The sequence below is a fragment of the Methylobacterium sp. 285MFTsu5.1 genome (assembly GCF_000383455.1).
In the GTDB taxonomy this organism is placed as follows: Bacteria; Pseudomonadota; Alphaproteobacteria; order Rhizobiales; family Beijerinckiaceae; genus Methylobacterium.
The window spans coordinates 521,758-540,003 of the sequence record NZ_KB911270.1; the positions used below are offsets into that span (position 1 = coordinate 521,758).

Below are 18,246 nucleotides of genomic sequence, written 5' to 3' on the forward strand. Positions count from 1 at the left end.
CGAATATTCATGGATCGGAAGGAGGATGTTGCCGCGTCGTCGGACGGTGAAGAAGAACGTGTTTCCGCCCCCGGGGGCAGGAATCGATCGTTCTCCCGGTCGTCGTTCGGGATCCCGTCATCGAGAGACAGACGAGCGACGCTTCTCGCCGATGAGCCGGGGCGCCTTAGCGCTGTGCGACGGCGCCGATCCGTGAATGATCTTACCCGATCGCGCGAAAATAGAGGAAACGCTTTCGTTGACTCGGTCCTGCAGCGATCGAATACTCGGCACCTTGATCCCTCGACGGATCATTTCCGAAGACGAGGACGCCAGATCCGCCCGGTCGCGCCACCGGTGCGGTGACGCGCGCCGTTCCCGCCGCGCGGTCGCGCGGCCCGGAGACCCGAGATGACCGACGCGCCCTCCCGACCGGGCAGCCCCTCCTCCGATCCCTCGCCCTCCCGGCGGCGCCTGCTGCAGGTCGGCGCCGCGGCGGCCGCTCTGCCGCTCGGCCTCGGCATGGGCACCGGCCGCGCCTGGGCACCCGGACCGGGGGCGCCGTTCGACCCCGGCCCGCTCTGCCGACCCGCCGCCGCGGAGGCGCCCGCGGGCCCGCTCCGGACGGTCAAGCTGGCCTGGAACGCCACGGCCATCTGCACGGCGGCCGCGCCGCTCGCCAAGGAGCAGGGGATCTTCGCCCGGCACGGCCTCGACGTGGAGTTCGTCAATTTCGGCGGCTCGACCGAGGCCCTGCTGGAGGCGATCGCCACGGGCAAGGCCGATGCCGGGATCGGCATGGCCCTGCGCTGGCTCAAGCCCCTGGAACAGGGCTTCGACGTGAAGATCACCGCGGGGCTGCACGGCGGCTGCCTGCGGCTGCTCAGTGCCAAATCCTCCGGCATCGCCGACATCGCCGGGCTGAAGGGCAAGACGATCGCGATCAGCGACCAGGCGAGCCCGGCCAAGAACTTCTTCGGCCTGCTGCTCGCCAAGGCGGGGATCGACCCGGAGAGCGGGGTCGAGTGGCGGCAGTACCCGGCCGACCTGCTCAACCTCGCGGTAGAGAAGGGCGAGGCGCAGGCGCTGGCCGATTCCGACCCGCGGACCTGGATCTGGCTGAAGGACCCGCGCTTCACCGAGGTCGCCACCAACCTGTCGGGCGAGTTCGCCACCCGCACCTGCTGCGTCGTGGCCGCCCGCGGCAGCCTGATCCGGAACGACCGCGCGGTGGCGCGCGCGCTGACCCGGGCGATCCTGGAGGGCGGCCACGCCGTCCACCGGGATCCCGAGGCCGCGGCCCGGGCCTTCTCCGGCTACGGCGGCAAGGGCTCGATCGCGGATCTCGCCGCGATGCTGCGCAGCCAGCAGCACGGCGACAGCCCGGTCGGCGGCGATCTCAAGCAGCAGCTCGCGCTCTACGGGGACGAGTTGAAGCAGGTGAACGTCCTGCGGCGGTCCACCGACACGGCGAAGTTCGCCGAGCGGATCTACGCCGACGTGCTGAGCTGAGGCGCGCCATGTCCGGAAGCATCACCGCCGGCGTCGCCCCGCGGGCCGCCGCCCCGTCCCGAAGGCTGCCGCGGCCGCCCTGGCGGATCGTCCTCGCGGGCGGCGCCTGGCTCGCCCTGGCCGGCGTGACCCTCGGCCTGCCCGAGGCGGACGACCTGCCCGAGACCGCGGCCCTCGGGTCCGGCGCGGCGGCGCTCGGCCTCGCCCTCCTGGCCCTCGCGCCCGTGGCGACCCGCCTCGGCCCTCTCGGGTCGCGGCTGCGGCACGGGAGCCCCTGGCTCACGGCGCTGGCGGTGGCGCTGCTGGTCTGGGAGGCGGTCACGGCGAAGCTCGCCCTGCTGCCGATGCCGTTCTTCCCCTCGCCCCAGGCGATCCTGGAGGTCTTCCTCGACGACTGGCCGAAGCTCGGCGGCAGCATCCTCAACTCCCTGATCCTCCTCTCCGGCGGCTATGCCATCGGGGCGGCGACCGGCTTCGTCCTGGGCGTCGCCATCGGCACCTTCCGGGCGGTGGGCTACTGGGCCCATCCCGTTCTGCGCTTCGTCGGGCCGCTGCCGGCCACGGCGTGGCTGCCCCTCGCCTTCTTCGTCTTCCCGTCCTCGTGGTCGGCCAGCACCTTCCTGGTGGCGCTGGCGACCGGCTTCCCGGTCACGGTGCTGACTTGGTCGGGGGTGGCGGGCGTCAACAAGGCCTATTTCGACGTGGCGCGGACGCTCGGCGCCTCGCGCGGCTTCCTGATCCTGCGCGTGGCGATCCCGGCGGCGCTGCCGCACGTCTTCGTCGGGCTGTTCATGGGGCTCGGCGGCTCCTTCGCGGTGCTGGTCGTCGCCGAGATGCTCGGCGTGAAGTCCGGCCTCGGCTGGTACCTCCAGTGGGCGCAGGGCTGGGCCGCCTACGCCAACATGTACGCGGCGCTGATCGTGATGGCGCTGATGTGCTCCTCCCTGATCACGCTGCTGTTCCGCCTGCGCGACCGCCTGCTCGCGTGGCAGAAGGGGCTGGTGCAATGGTAGCCGCCGCGACCCTCGAACGCCCCGCCGCCCAGAGCGCCGGGGCCCGCCTGGCGGTCGAGGCCGTCAGCCACGCCTTCGCGATCCGCGGGGCGCCCCTGCCGGTCCTCGACCGGGTGAGCCTCGACGTGGAGCCCGGCGCCTTCGTGGCGCTGCTCGGCCCCTCGGGCTGCGGCAAGTCCACCCTGCTGCGGCTCGTCGCCGGCCTGGAGCCGCCCGACCAGGGCGCGATCCGGGTCGACGACGACCTCGTCGAGGGGCCGGACCCGTCCCGGCTCCTCGTCTTCCAGGACCCGACGCTCTATCCGTGGCGGACCGTGCGCGGCAACGTCGCCCTGGGGCTGGAGGCCCGCGGCGTCGGGCGGTCGCGGGCGGCCCTCGTCGACCAGGCGCTGGGGCTCGTCGGCCTCACGGGCTTCGCCGACGTCTACCCGCACCAGCTCTCCGGCGGCATGGCGCAGCGGGCGGCCCTCGCCCGGGCGCTCGTCAACGCGCCGCGGCTGCTGCTCCTCGACGAGCCGCTGGGCAAGCTCGACGCCCTGACGCGGCTCGCCATGCAGGCCGAGATCCTGCGGCTCTGGCAGGAGAAGCGCTTCACCGCGCTCCTCGTCACCCACGACGTCGAGGAGGCGCTGGTGCTGGCCGAGCGCGTGATCGTGCTCTCCGACCGCCCGGCCGCGATCCGGGCCGAGCTGCCCGTCGCGGCGCCCTATCCGCGCCACCGCGACGATGCCGAGATCGTGCGGCTGCGCCGGGAGATCCTGGGGATCCTCGGCCAGCCGACCTGACGGGTCGCCGCCTCAGCCCCGGGCGATCGACGGGGCCGCCCCGACGGTCGCCGCCCGCGGCTGGTGCCGTCCGATCCAGAAGACCAGGGCGCAGCCGACGCCGGTGAGCGCGCAGAGCGGCAGCAGGGCGACGGGGAAGCTGCCGGTCTGCTCGCGCAGCACGCCGATCAGCGAGGTGATCGCCCCGGTGCCGAGATGCGCCAGGGTGTTGATCGCCGCGATGCCGGCGGCCGTCTGGGCCGGCGGCAGCGTCTCCGTGGCGAGGGCGAAGAACGGGCCCTTGATCGCGTAGTTGCCGAGCAGGACCAGCGAGAGCAGGACCAGCGTCATCCAGAGCGAGCCCGTCAGGAGCGTCAGGGCGAAGCTCACCGAGGTCAGCGCCAGCGGCAGGGCCGTGCTCCAGATCCGCTCGCCGCTGCGGTCCGCCCGCAGGCCCCAGACGATCATGAAGACCGAGGCGATGCCGAACGGGATCATGTTCAGCAGGCCGGTCTGCAGGTTGCTGAGGCCGAACCCCTTGAGGATCTGCGGCATCCACAGCGACAGCGTGTTGCTGGTGGCCGAGCTGCCCGCGTAGATCACGGCGAGCAGCCAGACCTGCCGGCTCGCGAGCACCGCCCAGACCGCCGCGAGGCCGTGGGCGTGGTGCCCGGCGCTCGCCTCGGCGGCGCGCCGCTCGGTCTCCAGCCGGTCCGTCAGCCAGCCGCGCTCCGCCGGGCTCAGGAAGGTCGCCTCGGCCGGCCGGCTCGGCAGCAGCGCGAGGGCGGCGACGCCGAGCAGGACGGCCGGGACCGCCTCCATGATCAGCAGCCACTGCCAGCCGCGCAGGGACGCGGCGCCGTCGAGGGTGAGCAGCGCCGCCGAGAGCGGCGAGCCGAAGAAGCTGGAGAGCGGGATCGCGACCATGAACATCGCCACGATCCGCGCCCGGTAGGCCTTGGGGAACCAGTAGGTCAGGTACAGGATCACGCCGGGGAAGAACCCGGCCTCGGCCGCGCCGAGCAGGAAGCGGGCGGTGGCGAAGCTCAGCGGACCGGTGACGAAGGCCGAGCCGATGCCGACGAGCCCCCAGGTGATCATGATCCGCGCGATCCAGATCCGCGCGCCGACGCGCTCCATGGCGAGGTTGCTCGGCACCTCGAACAGGACGTAGGCGACGAAGAACAGGCCGCCGCCCAGGCCGAAGGCCGCGGCGGAGAGGCCGAGATCGTGGTTCATGGTCAGCGCCGCGAAGCCGACATTCACCCGGTCGACGTAGGCGATGAAGTAGCAGAGCACGAGGAAGGGGATCAGGCGCAGGCCGACCTTCCGCATCGTTCGGCTCTCGAAGGCGGCCGCGTCCGCCGCGTGTGGCGTGGTCGGTGTTGCCATGGTCCTGTCCTCGCTGGAATTCGGGCGGGGCCGCCTCGGCCTAGCGGTCGAAGCGGAAGAGTTCGGCGGGCGTCTCGGCCAGGACGATCCGGCGCTCGGCCGGGTCCGGCACCCAGGCGTCGAGATCGCGCCGGGCCTCGGCGGGGCTGGCCTGGGTCTCGAACTGCGTGTGCGGCCAGTCGCTGCCCCAGAGCAGGCGCCACGCCCCGAAGGCGCCGCGCAGGCGCTCGGCGGCCTGCACCGCCGTCTGCCGGCCGGCCTCGCCGCTGCCGATGCGGTAGGCGCCCGAGAGCTTGACCCAGACGCGGCCGCCGCGGCCGAAGCCGAGCAGGTCGGCGAAGCCCGGATCGGCGATGCCGAGGGCGGGGTCGATCCGGCCGAAATGATCGACCACCACGGGGACGCCCGCCGCGACCAGCGGCGGCAGCAGCCGCGCGAGGCGCCGCGCCTCGGCCTGGACCTCGATCTGCCAGCCGAGATCCGCGACGCGCGCGAGGTGGGCGCGCCAGACCGGGCCGGCGAAATCCGGGTCCGGCCGGCCGATCAGGTTGAGGCGCAGGCCGACGACGCCCTGCCCGGCGAGGTCGCGCAGGGTCGCGGTCTCGGCCTCCGGGGCCAGCACGGCGATGCCGCGCAGCCGCTCCGGCGCGGAGCGCAGGGCCGAGACCATGTAGCCGTTGTCGGTGCCCAGGAAGCTCGGCTGGATCAGCACGCCGCGGGCCATGCCGTTCCGGTCCAGCATGGCGCGGTAATCGGCGATGCTCGCGTCGTAGTCGGGGGCGTAGCGCCGGTCGCCCGTGAGGGTGAGGGCCCGGGTGAAGACGTGGGCGTGGGTATCCACCGCAGCGACGCCGGCGTCGGCGGTCCCGGCCGCGCGGCCGCGGGCGGGAAGCGCGAGCGTGACGCCGCCCGCGAGCAGGGTGCGGCAGAAGAGGCGCCGGTTCATCGGATCATCTCACGGTCTGGGGGATCAGCGCGCCGCCGGGCTGCCGATCCGGCAGGAGCGCGACGGCGAGGAGGACGAGCCCGTAGGCACCGAGGGCCGACAGGCCGATCGCCGGGCCGAGGCCGCAGATCTCGCTGAGCAGGCCGACGCCGAGGGGCAGCAGGCCGGAGGCGAGGCGGCCGGCGTTGTAGCAGAAGCCCATCCCGGTCCCGCGCAGCCCGTCCGGGAAGAGCTCGCTGAACAGCGCCGCGAGACTCGCGGGGATGCCGGCCGTGCAGAAGCCGAGGGGCGCCCCGAGGAGGAGCAGGCCCGTGCCGCCGACCGGCAGCAGCAGGTACAGGACGACCAGGGCCATGCAGCCGGCGGCGTAGAGCGCCACGGTCCGGCGGCGGCCGAGCCGGTCCACGAGGCCGCCGGCGACGAGGCAGCCCAGACCGAAGGCCGCGATGATGATGGCGAGGTAGAGCCCGGTGCCGAGGACCGAGGCGCCGCGCTCGACGCTCAGGTAGGTGGGCAGCCACGTGAACAGGGCGTGGAAGCCCCCGTGGGCGCCGAGGCCGAGCAGCGTCGCGAGCACCGTGATCCGGCGCAGGCCGGGCGCGAAGATCGCGAGCCCTCCGGCCCGTGACGGCGCCGGCCCTGCCACGGATCGGACCGGCTCGGGGACGGAGCGGCGGAGGTAGAGCAGGAGGAGTGCCGGCGCGAGGCCGCAGGCGAACAGGGCTCGCCAAGCCGTCTCCTGATCCAGCACCGAGAACGCCGCCGTGGACAGGAGCACGGCCGCGCCCCAGCCGAGCGCCCAGCCGCCCTGGACGGCGCCCAGCGCCCGGCCGCGGTGCTCGGGCCGGATCGCCTCCGCCATCAGCGCGGCGCCGGCCGCCCACTCGGCGCCGAAGCCGATCCCCTGCAGCGCCTTCAGGGTCAGCAGCTGGGCGAAGCTCTGCGCGAAGGCCGCCAGGAAGGTCGCGACCGCGAACCACAGCACCGTGATCTGGAGGGCCCGGACGCGGCCGATCCGGTCCGCCGCGAGGCCGCCGAGCCAGCCGCCGATCGCCGCCGCGACGAGCGTGACCGCGCCGATCAGGCCGGCCTCCGAGCGGCTCAGGCCGAAGCTCGCGACCAGCGCGGGAATGGCGAGGCTGAACATCTGCACGTCCAGGGCGTCGAGCGACCACCCGCCCAGACAGGCCCAGAAGGTGCGACGCTCGGCCGGACCGACCTCTCGGTACCAGCGGAACACGGGCTTTCCTCCGTCCTCTGAAGAGGACTAGTCATTTATATGAATAGATGAGCACGCGTGGGCCGGCGCGTCAAGGCGCCCGCCTTTCAGCGGATGTCGACGTGATACCGGAAGTCCCGGGCGGCGCCGCGCGTCACCCGCCACTCGATCGGGCGGGCATCGAAGCCGTAGGCGAGGCGCTCGATGACGACGACCGGGTCTCCGTCGGCGATTGCGAGGCGCTCCGCATCGGTCGCGTCGGCGATGCCGACGGTCAGGGTCTCCTCGGCGCGGGCGACGATCTCGCCGCAGAGACGCTCGTAGGCGGGGTAGAGGAGGTCGCCGATCTCCGTCAGCGGGGCCTGGAGGAGCGGCGCGAACCGCGCGGCCGGCAGCCAGATCGTCTCGGACAGGATCGGGCGGCCCTGGAGGTGGCGTGTCCGGATCAGCCGGATCGCGTCGCCGCGCGCGTCCAGGCCGAGGGCCTCGCGGACGGTCGCGGGGGCCGGACAGGCCTCGCGCGACAGGATCCGGCCCTCCGGCACCGCCTGGGTGCCGTCCGGGCCGAGATGCCGGAAGAACCGGAACAGGGACCGGTCGAAGCGCGGCCGCCGAACGAAGGTGCCGCGGCCCTGCTGCCGCTCGACGAGGCCGTCGGCGACGAGGACGTCGATCGCCTTGCGCACGGTGCCGATGGCGACGCGGTGGGTCGCCGCCAGTTCCGCCTCCGTGGGGATCGGTTCGCCCGACCGCCAGACGTTGCGGGCGATCTGGAAGGCGATCTCGTCCCGCAGGCGCTGGTAGAGCGGCAAGCGGAGATCGGGCTGAGGTGCGGTCACGACGGTCATGTGTATGACTGTATGACTATCGCCGGCAGGCGCCAATGGGCGACGGAGCGGTGCCGGCGCGCGCTGATCCCGTGGTCCACAGCGTCGCAGTACAGGATCCATTCGCCGGGCCGCGGGTTTCCGCCGGGATTTCCCGGGATCATGGTCCAGCGAGGCGCGGATGGTCGAATATCGTACGTCTCGAGAGACCCGTCAGGGTCGGCGCGGCAGGCCGGTTCTGATCGTGCTCCTCGTGAGTGTGGGGTTGATGGTCGCCGCCCTGGCCGGCCTGATGATCTGGCAGGGTGAGACCGCGCCGCCCGACTACGCCAGCCAGAGTCAGGCCGCCGCCCGCAAGGTCGTCACCGGCTCCGAGAGCGGATCAATCAGCGCCCCGCCGGCCGGGACGCGATCCACGCCCTGACCGACGTCGACCGGCGCCGGCCGTTTCGATCGGTCCGCGCGGGGACAGGACCTCCCCCCGCGAGACGACCATCATGACGGTCGGCCCACAGCTCCAAGACGAAGGGCAATGCCCGGGCGCGGGCCGTTGTCGACGTCGAGTCGATGCCGGCTCTCCGCGACGGCGGCGACAGGGCAGATCGCGACAACGTCATCGCGGTCTCTGCGGGAGCCTCCACCGCAAGCCCGGCAAGACTTCGACGCCCCGCGCTTGATCCAGCCGGAGACCGCCTCATTTCGTCACGAGTCTCGAGCGCGACGGGAATCGCCTGAGGGTTCGGACCGCCTGCACCGCCCACCGCCTTCGACGTCCGGGCCCCGCACGCCCGGCCGTCGCGCAACACCAAGGGGGACCACCCGATGAGCGAGACGATCGACAAGACGGACACGACGTCGTTTCACATGGCAGGCCAGTGTCCGTTCGGCGGCGACCGGATCGGCGGCGCCCACGGCAACCGGCCGACACTGGAGAACTGGTATCCCCACCGCCTGCGGGTGGAAGTGCTCCACCAGAACGGGCTGGCGGCCGATCCCCTGGGCCCGGATTTCGACTACGCGGCCGAGTTTGCCAAGATCGACTTCGACGCGCTCAAGCACGACATCAAGCAGTTCCTGACCTCGTCGGTGGAGTGGTGGCCGTCCGACTACGGCAATTACGGCCCGCAGATGATCCGCATGGCCTGGCACTCGGCCGGCACCTACCGGATCGCCGACGGGCGCGGCGGCGCCGGCACCGGCATGCAGCGCTTCGCCCCGATCTCGAGCTGGTGGGACAACGGCAACACCGACAAATCGCGGCGCCTCCTGCAGCCGATCAAGCACAAGTACGGCAACGCCCTGTCGTGGGCCGACCTCATGGTGCTCACCGGCAACTGCGCCCTCGAGATCATGGGCCTGCCGACCTACGGCTTCGCCGCCGGCCGCCTCGACGCCTGGGAGGCGGACGACGCGACCTACTGGGGACCGGAGGTCGTCGAGATGGGCTCGGTCTCGAGCTTCGACGACATGGTCAACCGCGACAAGCGCTGGCGGGGCAAGAACGGCGACGCAGACTACGACCTCGAGAACCCGCTGGCCGCCTCGCACCAGGCGCTGATCTACGTGAACCCGGAGGGCCCCTACGCCAGCGGCGATCCGCTGGCCTCCGCGCGCGACATCCGGATCACCTTCACCCGCATGGCGATGAACGACGAGGAGACCGTGGCGCTGATCGCGGGCGGCCACGCCTTCGGCAAGAGCCACGGCATGGTGCCGGCCAAGGAGATCGGGCCGCCGCCCGAGATGGCGCCGATGGAGGCGATGGGGCTGGGCTGGCACAACCCGAAGGGTGCGGGCTCCGGCAAGGACACGATGACCAACGGCATCGAGGGCAGCTGGACGCCCGATCCGACGCAGTGGGACAACGCCTACCTGGAGAACCTCTTCAAGTTCGAGTGGGAGCAGACCAAGAGCCCGGCGGGCGCCCTGCAGTGGACGCCGAAGGATCCCGCCGCGCCGAGGACGCCGGACGCCCACGTCGCCGGCCAGATGCACCCGCTGATGATGATGACGTCCGACATCGCCCTGAAGGTCGATCCCGACTACCGCAAGGTCTGCGAGAAGTTCCTCAACGACTTCGACGCCTTCACCCAGGCCTTCTCCAAGGCGTGGTACAAGCTTACCCACCGCGACATGGGTCCGAAGCACCGCTACCTCGGCCCGGAGGTCGTGATCGAGGACGGGCTCCTGTGGCAGGACCCGCTGCCCGAGCGGGACTACGACCTCGTCGGCGAGGCGGAGATCGCCGCGCTGAAACAGGCGATCTCCGGCACGGGCCTGTCGGTCTCGGATCTCGCCTTCACGGCCTTCTCGGCGGCCTCGACCTACCGCGACAGCGATAAGCGCGGCGGGGCCAACGGTGGCCGCCTCGCCCTCGCGCCGCAGAAGGACTGGGCCGTCAACCGGCGGGCCGCGCCCGTGGTCGAGGCCCTGCGCGGCGTGATGGCGACCTTCAACGGCGGCCGCAGCGACGGCAAGAAGATCTCGCTGGCGGACCTGATCGTGCTGGGCGGCTGCGTCGCCGTGGAGAAGGCGGCCCGCGATGCCGGGGTCGAGACGCCGGTCCCGTTCACGCCGGGCCGGGTGGACACGACCCAGGCGCTCACGGACCTCGAGATGTTCGAGTGGCTGAAGCCGGTGGTGGACGGGTTCCGCAACTACGTCGACGACGGCTTCGGGCAGATGACGCGCAGCGTCTCGCCGGAGGAGATGTTCCTCGACAAGGCGAACCTGCTGACGCTGACGGCCCCGGAATGGACCGTCCTGACCGGCGGCCTGCGCGCGCTCAACGCCAACCACGACGGGTCGAGCCGGGGCGTCCTGACCGACCGGGTCGGGGCGCTGACGACCGACTTCTTCCGCAACCTGACCGACGTCGATCTGGTCTGGGAGAAGGCGGATGCGGAGGGGATGACCTTCACGCTCAAGGACCGCGCGAGCGGGCAGACGAAGTTCGAGGCGACCCGCAGCGACCTCGTCTTCGGGTCGAACGCGCAGCTCCGGTCCATCGCCGACGCCTACGCGGGCAGCGACGGCCAGCGGCGCTTCGTGGCGGACTTCGTCAAGGCCTGGGACAAGGTCATGATGCTCGACCGCTTCGACGTGAAGGGTCACCGGCGTTACGGGCCGATGGCGGCCTGATGGCCGCCAACGAGATCGCCCGCGCCTCCGGCGCGGGCGATCTCTCAGGGTGCGCGCCGCGTCACGGCCTGAGGCTGTGCGCCCCCAGCGCGGCCCAGTAGGCGGCGCCGACCGGCAGGGCCTCGTCGTTGAAATCGTAGCCCGGATTGTGGAGCGGCAGGCTCTTGCGCGTCCCGTCGGTCCCGATCCACGCGTAGGCGCCGGGGCAGGCCTCCAGCATGTAGGCGAAATCCTCCGACGCCATGGAGGGGCCGACCTCGCCCCGGCGCGCGGTGATGTCCGGGACGGCCCCGGCCGCCTCCAGGGCGGTGCCGACGGCGTCGGCGGTGTTGACGGTGGCGGGGTATCCGAACCGGTAGTCCACCTCCGCGCGGGCGCCGTGCGTGGCGGCCGTCCCGCCCGCGATCGCCTCGACGAGTTCGGCCACGCGCTTGCGCACGGCCTCGTCCAGGCAGCGGACCGTGCCGCGGATGACCGCGCGCTCGGGGATGACGTTGTAGGCGTCGCCGCCGTGGATCTGCGTGACGCTGAGGACGACCGGGTCCGTGGGGGCGATCCGGCGGCTCACGATGGTCTGCAGAGCGAGGACGATCTCGGAGGCGACCACCAGCGTGTCGGTGCCGCGCTCCGGCATGGCCGCGTGGGTGCCGAACCCGGCGACCGCGATCTCGAACGTGTCGAGGGAGGCCATGATGGCGCCGACCCGGGTCGCGAAGGTCCCCAGCGGCAAACCCGGCCAGTTGTGCAGGCCGTAGACGGAATCGCACGGGAACAGCCGGAACAGGCCGTCCTCGACCATGGCGCGCCCGCCGCCCTCGCACTCTTCCGCCGGCTGGAAGATGAAGTGGACCGTCCCGGACAGGTCGGTGCGCGACGCGAGGTGCCGGGCCGCGCCGAGCAGCATCGCCACGTGGCCGTCATGGCCGCAGGCATGCATCACGCCGGGCGTCCGGGAGGCGTGAGCAGCGCCCGTCGCCTCCTGGATCGGCAGGGCGTCCATGTCGGCGCGCAGGCCGATGGTCGGGCCGTCGCCCCGGCTCAGGGTCCCGACCACGCCGGTGCGACCGAGCCCGGTCTTCACCGACAGGCCGCAGGCGGCCAGTTCCCGGGCGACGAGATCCGCCGTGCGGACCTCCTGGAAGGCCAGCTCGGGATGGGCGTGCAGGTCGCGCCGCCACGCGACCATCCGCTCCACGGTCTCCGCCTCGATGCGCATGCGATCTCTCTCAGATACGGGAGGCTGCCGAAGCGCCTCGATCCCCCGCCCGGACCCTACGCCGATCGGCGCGGCGGTTCACCCCAGCGGTGGGTGCATGAAGAACTGCGCGATGAGGGCCGCGCCGAGGAAGGTCCCGGCATTGGCCATGAACGAGACCACGACGATCCGCCAGCCGAGGCGGCGGAAGGCGGGCACGTCCTTGGCGACCGAGAGCCCCGCGAAGGTCAGGATCGGCGTGGCGAGCGCCAGGAAGTTGAGCTTGCCGGTCAGGGCGGCGATCTCGGCGGCGTAGGGCGTCCCGGGATAGGTCAGCGCCATGCCGATGATCGACACCCAGAGGACGGCGGGCAGGCGCCGGCCGAGGAGCAGGTAGAGGCCCCAGCCGGCGAGCACGGTGCCGATGATGATCGCCATCCCGGCCACGACGCTCGCGTCGGGGACGATTCCGTAGGTCAGCCAGTTGCCGATCAGCCCGTAGGCGCCGATCAGGATCCAGGCGAGCACGGTCTCGCCGAGGCCGATCCGCACCTCCCCGTGGGCCGGCTGATGGGCCGGCGCCTGCGGGTCGGCGGCCGCCGGGCGGGCGGCGTCCGGCCGGTTGCGGCCGAGGATCGGCTCCAGCTTGCCGTAGGCCCAGATCGTGAAGGGCAGCGACAGGAACAGGGTGAAGTACGTGCCGATCGTGGTGGTCACGAGGTTGCTGGCGGCCGCGAAGGTGGCGACGTCCTTGGCGACCTCGGGCGTCTGCTGGGCCGCGATCGCCCCCGAGGCCGCGGCCATCATGCTGCCGGAGCCGACCCCGGCCCCCATCGCCAGCGCCAGCGGGTTGAAGATGCCGAGGCTGGTGATCAGCCCGGCCAGCAGGGCGATGAACACCGCGCCGAACACCGTGCCGGTCAGGTACTCGGCCAGCACGCCGCGCCCCTCCGGCGAGTCCATGCCGTAGCGCTCGCCGATGATGGCGAGGCTGGGCTCGCGGCCGACCGAGAAGGTCGCGCCGATCGCCTCGCGCTTGATGCCGAGCAGGAGCGCCACCGGCAGGCCGAACACCATCGTGCCGAAGAAGTGGCCGAATTCCTGGAAGGCCAGGGCCCAGCCCGAGGCGAGGATCTTCGGCAGCGAGCCGCCGACGAGCAGCCCGAGCTTGGCGATGAAGATCAGGAGCGCCGGCTGCAGGTAGGCGCCGGCCGCATTCTGCAGGGCGGTCGACAGCCGCAGCGGCGCGGGCAGGCGCGGGCTCATCAGCCCCAGCGCGCCGCCCAGCAGCAGGGCCCAGAGCAGCGGGAGCAGCACGATCTTGCCGGCGCCCACCGGGATGCTGACGTTGCCGATCGCCTCCGCGATGACGACGATGACGAGGGCGAGCAGGAACAGCGTCAGCTTACCCCCGCCCGAGACGGGCGGCGCGACCGGCCGCGTGTTCGTCGCAAACAGTTCCCCCGCCATCGTCATCCTCCTTGGCCCCCCTCGGGGCTGCCCGTTGCTCCGCCTGCCGGTCTTGATCGCCGGCTTGGCGTTAGATCGTCTCGGTCATTGCGCCCGTGGCGTCGGGCTCAGCCCACGTAGCCGAAGGTCACGGCCGGCGCGGCGGCGGTCTCGACCCAGACGCTCTTGGTCTGGGTGTAGGCCATCAGCGCCTCGCGGCCCGAGGAGCGGCCGAAGCCCGAGCGGCCGAAGCCGCCGAACGGCGAGGCCACGTTGATGGTCTTGTAGCCGTTGACCCAGACGGTGCCGGCCCGCAGGGCCGCCGCGACCCGGTGGCCGCGCCCGCCGTCGCCGGTCCAGACCGCGCCGGCGAGGCCGTAGGGCGTGCCGTTGGCCAGCGCGATCGCCTCGTCCTCGCCGTCGAACGGCAGGACCGCCAGGACCGGGCCGAACACCTCCTCCCGGGCGATCGCCGCGTCCGGCGCGACGCCGTCCACGATGGTCGGGCCGTAGTAGAAGCCGCCCGTGTCGCGTAAGGCGGCGGGGCAGGCCCCGCCGGTCGCGATCGTGGCCCCCGCCCCCGCGGCGGCCTCGACCATGTCGGCGATCTTGTCCCGCTGGCGCCGGTTGTTGATCGGGCCGATCTGCGTCTCCGGGTCGGTCGGTGCGCCCACGGGGATGCGCGCGGCGGCGCGGGACAGGCGCTCGACGAAGGACGCGTGGATCGAGCGGTGCACGAGGAGCCGGGAGCCCGCCACGCAGCTCTGGCCGGCGCCGCCGAAGATCGCGGCCTGCGCGCCGATCAGCGCCCGGTCGAGGTCGGCGTCGGCGAACACGATGTTGGCCGACTTGCCGCCGAGCTCCAGCACGCTCGGCACGATGGCGCGGGCCGCCGCGGCGGCGATCTGCGCGCCCGCCTCGGCCGAGCCGACGAACACGACGAGCCGGGTCTCGGGATGGGCGACCGCGGCGGCGCCGGTGGTCGGGCCGGCGCCCGCCAGCACCGAGACAAGGCCGCGGGGCATCCCCTCGGCCCGGTCGCAGAGCAGGCCGAGAACGAGCGAGGTCAGGGGCGTCAGCTCGGAGGGCTTCAGCACCACGGCGTTGCCGGCGCAGATCGCCGGCGCGATCTGCCAGCCCGCGGTGAAGATCGGGGCGTTCCAGGGGGTGATCTGCACCACGGTGCCGAAGGGCTCGTGGCGGGTGTAGTTCAGGTGCGAGGTCGGGACCGGAATGACGTCGCCGTGCAGCTTGTCGCACCAGCCGGCGTAGTACTCGAACATCTCGGCGACCTTGGCGACCTCGCCGCGGGTGTCGCGGATCGGCTTGCCGGCCGAGAGGGTCTCCAGCTCGGCGAGCGCGCCGGCGTGCTGCCGGACCAGGGCGGCGACCGCCCACAGCGCGCGACCGCGGGCGGCAGCGGTCATCCCCCACCACGCGCGCTGGGCGTCGCGAGCCGCCGCCATGGCGGCCTCGACGACCGACGGGCCGGCATCGGCGAAGGTCGCGAGCACGCCGCCGTCGGCGGGGTTGGTGAGATCGAGGGCGGCGCCGGTCCCGGCGAGGATCTCGCCGGCCACGACGCTGCCGATGCGGCCGCCCGGCAGCAGGTCGGCCAGGAGGGCGGCGACCCGGTCGGCGGCGGGCGAGTGCGGCGTGCCGGACATCAGTGGGCTCCCTTGGGATCGCGGTAATCGGCCATGCGGGTGAAGTCGGCCGTGTCGGGGATGGCGGGTTGCGTCGCCTGCCAGATCCGCTTCACCTCGGCGGAGAGCGGCAGGTCGATCCCGCATTCGGCGGCGAGTTCGAGGGCGAGGCGCACGTCCTTGCGCATCAGGCCGGCCGAGAAGCCGCTGTCGAAGGTGCCGGACTGGACCCAGCGCGGGATCATGACCTCGCTGATCGCGCTGCGGCCGGTCGCGGTGTTGACGACCTTGACGGCCTCCTCGGCCGAGAGGCCCGCCGCCTCGGAGAGGCGCAGGGCCTCGCCGGTGGTCACCAGATGGGCCGCCACCAGCAGGTTGTTGACGAGCTTGACGATGTTGCCGGCGCCCGATGGCCCGACATGCGGCGCGCGGGCCGACATGGCCTCCAAGACCGGGCGGGCCAGCTCGTAATCCGCCGCGGCGCCGCCGATCATCATGGTCAGGGTGCCCTCGGCGGCGCCGGACGGGCCGCCGCTCACCGGGGCGTCGAGGAGGGCGTGACCGGCCGCGGCGAGGCGCTCGGCGAGGCGGCGGGTCGTGCCGGGATCCGAGGTCGAGGTGTCGATCACCACCACCTTCCGGTCGGTCCGGGACAGGAACCCGCCCTCCGCGGTGACCACCGCCTCCACGTCCCGCGCCAGCGGCAGCGAGAACACCAGGGCGTCGGCCCGGCCGAGCACGTCGTTGAGGGCGTCGAGGACGGTGACGCCGGCCGCCTCGGCGGCGGGGCGCCGGGCCGGACTGAGGTCGTAGCCCAGGACCGCGAAGCCCTTGCGGGCCAGGGTCGCGGCCATGCCCAAACCCATGTTGCCGAGCCCGACGACGCCTACCGTTGCGATGGTCATGCCGATCCGTCCTCACGAAGCGGCACGATAGTTCCGGCAAACGAGCGTTGCGACAACAACCGATTTCTGCACGAAGCGTGCGGAAAATCCGCACGCTCGCGTCACGCCGGCGGCGGCCGGAACGCCACCATGTGGTCGGCCAGCCAGCCGAGCAGCCGCGCCGCGCCCTCCGGCAGGCGCCGCCCCGCGCGGACGACGAGGTGGGCGCTCGCCTCCGACAGGATGGCGTCGCGCAGCGGCAAAGCCGCGAGGAGGCCGTCGCGCAGCTCGGCCGCGACCACGAAGCGGGGCAGGAACGCGACGCCCATGGCGGCCATCACGAAGCGGCGGTGCAACTCGAAGGACGCCGTCTCCAGCCGCGGCACCAGCCGGAATCCGCCGTCGGCCTCGACGCGGCCGATCAGCTGCCGGACCCCGTGGTCGGGGGGCAGGAGGGCGGCGGGCTCGGTGGCGAAGCTGCGCAGCGGGACCGGCGCCGCCCCGTCGGCGAGGGGATGCCCCATCGGCAGGACGGCGAGGAGCGGCTGCCGGGCGGAGACGATCCCGCGGACGTCCGGGTGCGCGGGCGGGTTGTAGACGAGGCCGATATCCGCGTCCCCCCGGGCGATCGCCGCCAGGATCCCGTCGGTCGTGCCGATCTCGACCTGATAGGCGATGCCCGGATGGTCCTGGGCGAAGCCGGCCAGGGCGTTGTCGAGGAGGTCGATCAGGAAGCCGGCGCCGCAGCGCAGGCTGACCGTGCCCCGCTGCACCCCGCGCAGGCGCTTCAGCTGGTCCTCCAGCAGGGCCGCCTCGTCGGCCTGCCGCTGCGCGTGCTCGGCGACGAGGCGGCCGGCCTCGGTGGGGACCACGCCCCGGGGCAGGCGCTCGAGCAGGGTCTCGCCGACCTGCGCCTCCAGCTCGATGATCTGCCGGCTCACCGCCGAGGCGGCGACGTTCAGGACATCGGCGGCCGCCCGGACCGAGCCCGCGCGCACGACGGCCAGCAGGTAGCGCAGCGCGCGGTCGTTCACGGCGGCGGGTCCCCGGCGGCCGCGCCGCGCCGGTCGACCGCGACGGCGCCCCGCGCCACGACCAGCACGGGCTCCTGGCGCTCCACGATCACCTGCGGCACGCCGCCGGCCGCGAAGGCGATCAGGTCGGCCCGCGCGCCGGGCGCCACCGCGCCCGGACCGAGGCCCAGCACCCGCGCCGGGACGGCGGTGATCGGCGCCAGCAACGCCGCGAGGTCCGCGTCGGTGCGCAGGTCGAACCGGTAGGCGGCGAGCTGGGCGCGGGCGACCATGCCGGTGACCGTGGCGGGGTTCCAGCAGTCGCGGACGTTGTCGGTGCCGAGGCAGACCGGGACGCCGAGTTCGCGCAGCCGCGGGATCGGCGGGCATCGGGCCCCGCCCGGCACGCTGCTGAGGATCGCGACGCCGGCCCGGTTCAGGGCCTCGGCGATCCGGCCGAGTTCCAGGTCGTCGGCCTCCGCGAGGGCGAAGGCGTGGCTGATCGTGACCTGCCCGCCGAGCCCGGCCGCCGCTGTCCGGGCCGCGATCGCCGCGATCGTGGCGAGTCCGGCCGCGCCGCCCTCGTGGAGATGGATGTCGATGCCCCGCCCGTGCCGCTCGGCCAGGGCGAAGACGATGTCGAGGTGACCGTCGCGGTCTCCGTCGATGCCGACGGGATCGAGGCCGCCGACGAGGTCCGCGCCCATCCGCAGGGCCGCGTCCAGGTCGTCGGCGACCGGCGGGCAGCCCAGGATCCCGCTCTGCGGGAAGGCGACGATCTGGATCTGCAGGCGGTCGGCCCAGCGCGCCCGCAGGTCGAGGATCTGGGCGAGGTGGTCGAGCCGCGTGACGTCGTCGACGTCGACATGGGTCCGCAGGCTCGTCGTGCCGCCGCGGAGCAGGCGTTCGAGCAGCGCCTCGGCGCCCTGCTCGGCGAGCGGGATCCGCGTGGCGCGGCGGAACGCCTTCTCGTCGTCGATGATCGCGCGGACGGACCCCGCCGCCGCGTGCGGGCGCCACGGCAGGCCGAGCAGGCACTTGTCGAGGTGGACGTGCCCGTCCGACAGGCCCGGCAGCACCAGGGCGCCGCCGAGATCGATCGTGCGGCCGGCGGGCGGGAGCGGCGCGCCGGGATCCCGCAGCGCCGCCACGCGGTCGCCCCGGATGTCGATCGTCGCCCGGCTTCCCTCGGCGAGCGCGGCGTCGTGGAGGCGCAGGTCGCAGGAGGCGTCCCAGCGCGGTTCGGTGCTCGGCGTCATGGCGGGG

General features: G+C 73.1%; 15 protein-coding genes. 5 read left to right on the forward strand and 10 right to left on the reverse strand.

Translation table 11 applies throughout. The annotated features are described in order from the left end of the window. Nucleotides 1-390 precede the first annotated feature (390 nt). The 3 genes from H288_RS0102665 to H288_RS0102675 are packed head-to-tail and all read left to right on the forward strand — an operon-like array spanning nucleotide 391 to nucleotide 3,289. Entirely contained in the window at nucleotides 391-1,491 is a 1,101-nt protein-coding gene (locus H288_RS0102665) for an ABC transporter substrate-binding protein (protein WP_020091045.1), read from the forward strand. Between the two features lie 8 nt (nucleotides 1,492-1,499). Then, entirely contained in the window at nucleotides 1,500-2,504 is a 1,005-nt protein-coding gene (locus H288_RS0102670; RefSeq protein ID WP_020091046.1) for an ABC transporter permease subunit, read from the forward strand. Further along, nucleotides 2,498-3,289: an ABC transporter ATP-binding protein gene (locus H288_RS0102675; protein WP_020091047.1), complete on the forward strand. Its 792-nt coding sequence runs from the start codon at nucleotides 2,498-2,500 to the stop codon at nucleotides 3,287-3,289. Before H288_RS0102670 ends, H288_RS0102675 begins: the two co-directional genes overlap by 7 nt. 12 nt (nucleotides 3,290-3,301) lie before the next feature. Here the strand turns inward: H288_RS0102675 and H288_RS0102680 are convergent, their stop codons facing one another. The 4 genes from H288_RS0102680 to H288_RS0102695 all read right to left on the reverse strand — a co-directional run bounded on the left by H288_RS0102680 (nucleotide 3,302) and on the right by H288_RS0102695 (nucleotide 7,673). Then, nucleotides 3,302-4,660 carry an MFS transporter gene (locus tag H288_RS0102680; protein ID WP_020091048.1) on the reverse strand — a complete coding sequence of 453 codons (1,359 nt, stop codon included), beginning with the start codon at nucleotides 4,658-4,660 and terminating at the stop codon, nucleotides 3,302-3,304. Nucleotides 4,661-4,700: 40 nt separating this feature from the next. Further along, a complete protein-coding gene (locus tag H288_RS0102685) occupies nucleotides 4,701-5,606 on the reverse strand; it encodes an amidohydrolase family protein (RefSeq protein ID WP_020091049.1) in 906 nt (301 codons plus the stop codon). A 4-nt stretch (nucleotides 5,607-5,610) separates the two neighbouring features. Further along, nucleotides 5,611-6,846: an MFS transporter gene (locus H288_RS0102690; protein WP_020091050.1), complete on the reverse strand. Its 1,236-nt coding sequence runs from the start codon at nucleotides 6,844-6,846 to the stop codon at nucleotides 5,611-5,613. A gap of 86 nt (nucleotides 6,847-6,932) precedes the next feature. Then, nucleotides 6,933-7,673 (reverse strand): GntR family transcriptional regulator, encoded by a 741-nt coding sequence (locus H288_RS0102695; RefSeq protein ID WP_020091051.1) that lies wholly within the window; start codon nucleotides 7,671-7,673, stop codon nucleotides 6,933-6,935. A gap of 223 nt (nucleotides 7,674-7,896) precedes the next feature. On the opposite strand from H288_RS0102695, the gene H288_RS32045 reads away from it, so the two are divergent. After that, nucleotides 7,897-8,076, forward strand: coding sequence for a hypothetical protein (locus tag H288_RS32045; RefSeq protein WP_234081819.1), 180 nt, complete (start codon nucleotides 7,897-7,899; stop codon nucleotides 8,074-8,076). Nucleotides 8,077-8,474: 398 nt separating this feature from the next. Then, on the forward strand, nucleotides 8,475-10,793 hold the full coding sequence (katG, locus tag H288_RS0102705; RefSeq protein WP_020091053.1) for a catalase/peroxidase HPI: 2,319 nt from the start codon (nucleotides 8,475-8,477) through the stop codon (nucleotides 10,791-10,793). A 61-nt stretch (nucleotides 10,794-10,854) separates the two neighbouring features. On the opposite strand, the gene H288_RS0102710 is transcribed toward katG, so the two are convergent. The 6 genes from H288_RS0102710 to H288_RS0102735 form a co-directional block, all read right to left on the reverse strand. Then, complete coding sequence (locus H288_RS0102710; protein ID WP_020091054.1) at nucleotides 10,855-12,009, reverse strand: M20 aminoacylase family protein; 1,155 nt, start codon at nucleotides 12,007-12,009, stop codon at nucleotides 10,855-10,857. 78 nt (nucleotides 12,010-12,087) lie between these two features. After that, on the reverse strand, nucleotides 12,088-13,458 hold the full coding sequence (locus H288_RS0102715; RefSeq protein ID WP_245274460.1) for a DUF3100 domain-containing protein: 1,371 nt from the start codon (nucleotides 13,456-13,458) through the stop codon (nucleotides 12,088-12,090). A gap of 107 nt (nucleotides 13,459-13,565) precedes the next feature. Next, nucleotides 13,566-15,104, reverse strand: a complete 1,539-nt coding sequence (locus H288_RS0102720; RefSeq protein ID WP_020091056.1) for an aldehyde dehydrogenase family protein — start codon at nucleotides 15,102-15,104, stop codon at nucleotides 13,566-13,568. Beyond that, the gene (locus tag H288_RS0102725; protein ID WP_020091057.1) at nucleotides 15,104-15,988 is read right to left on the reverse strand and encodes an NAD(P)-dependent oxidoreductase; all 885 of its coding nucleotides are present in this window, start codon (nucleotides 15,986-15,988) and stop codon (nucleotides 15,104-15,106) included. Before H288_RS0102725 ends, H288_RS0102720 begins: the two co-directional genes overlap by 1 nt. A 101-nt stretch (nucleotides 15,989-16,089) precedes the next feature. Then, entirely contained in the window at nucleotides 16,090-17,001 is a 912-nt protein-coding gene (locus H288_RS0102730; protein ID WP_020091058.1) for a LysR family transcriptional regulator, read from the reverse strand. Then, nucleotides 16,998-18,239 carry an amidohydrolase gene (locus H288_RS0102735; protein ID WP_020091059.1) on the reverse strand — a complete coding sequence of 414 codons (1,242 nt, stop codon included), beginning with the start codon at nucleotides 18,237-18,239 and terminating at the stop codon, nucleotides 16,998-17,000. Before H288_RS0102735 ends, H288_RS0102730 begins: the two co-directional genes overlap by 4 nt. Nucleotides 18,240-18,246 lie beyond the last annotated feature (7 nt).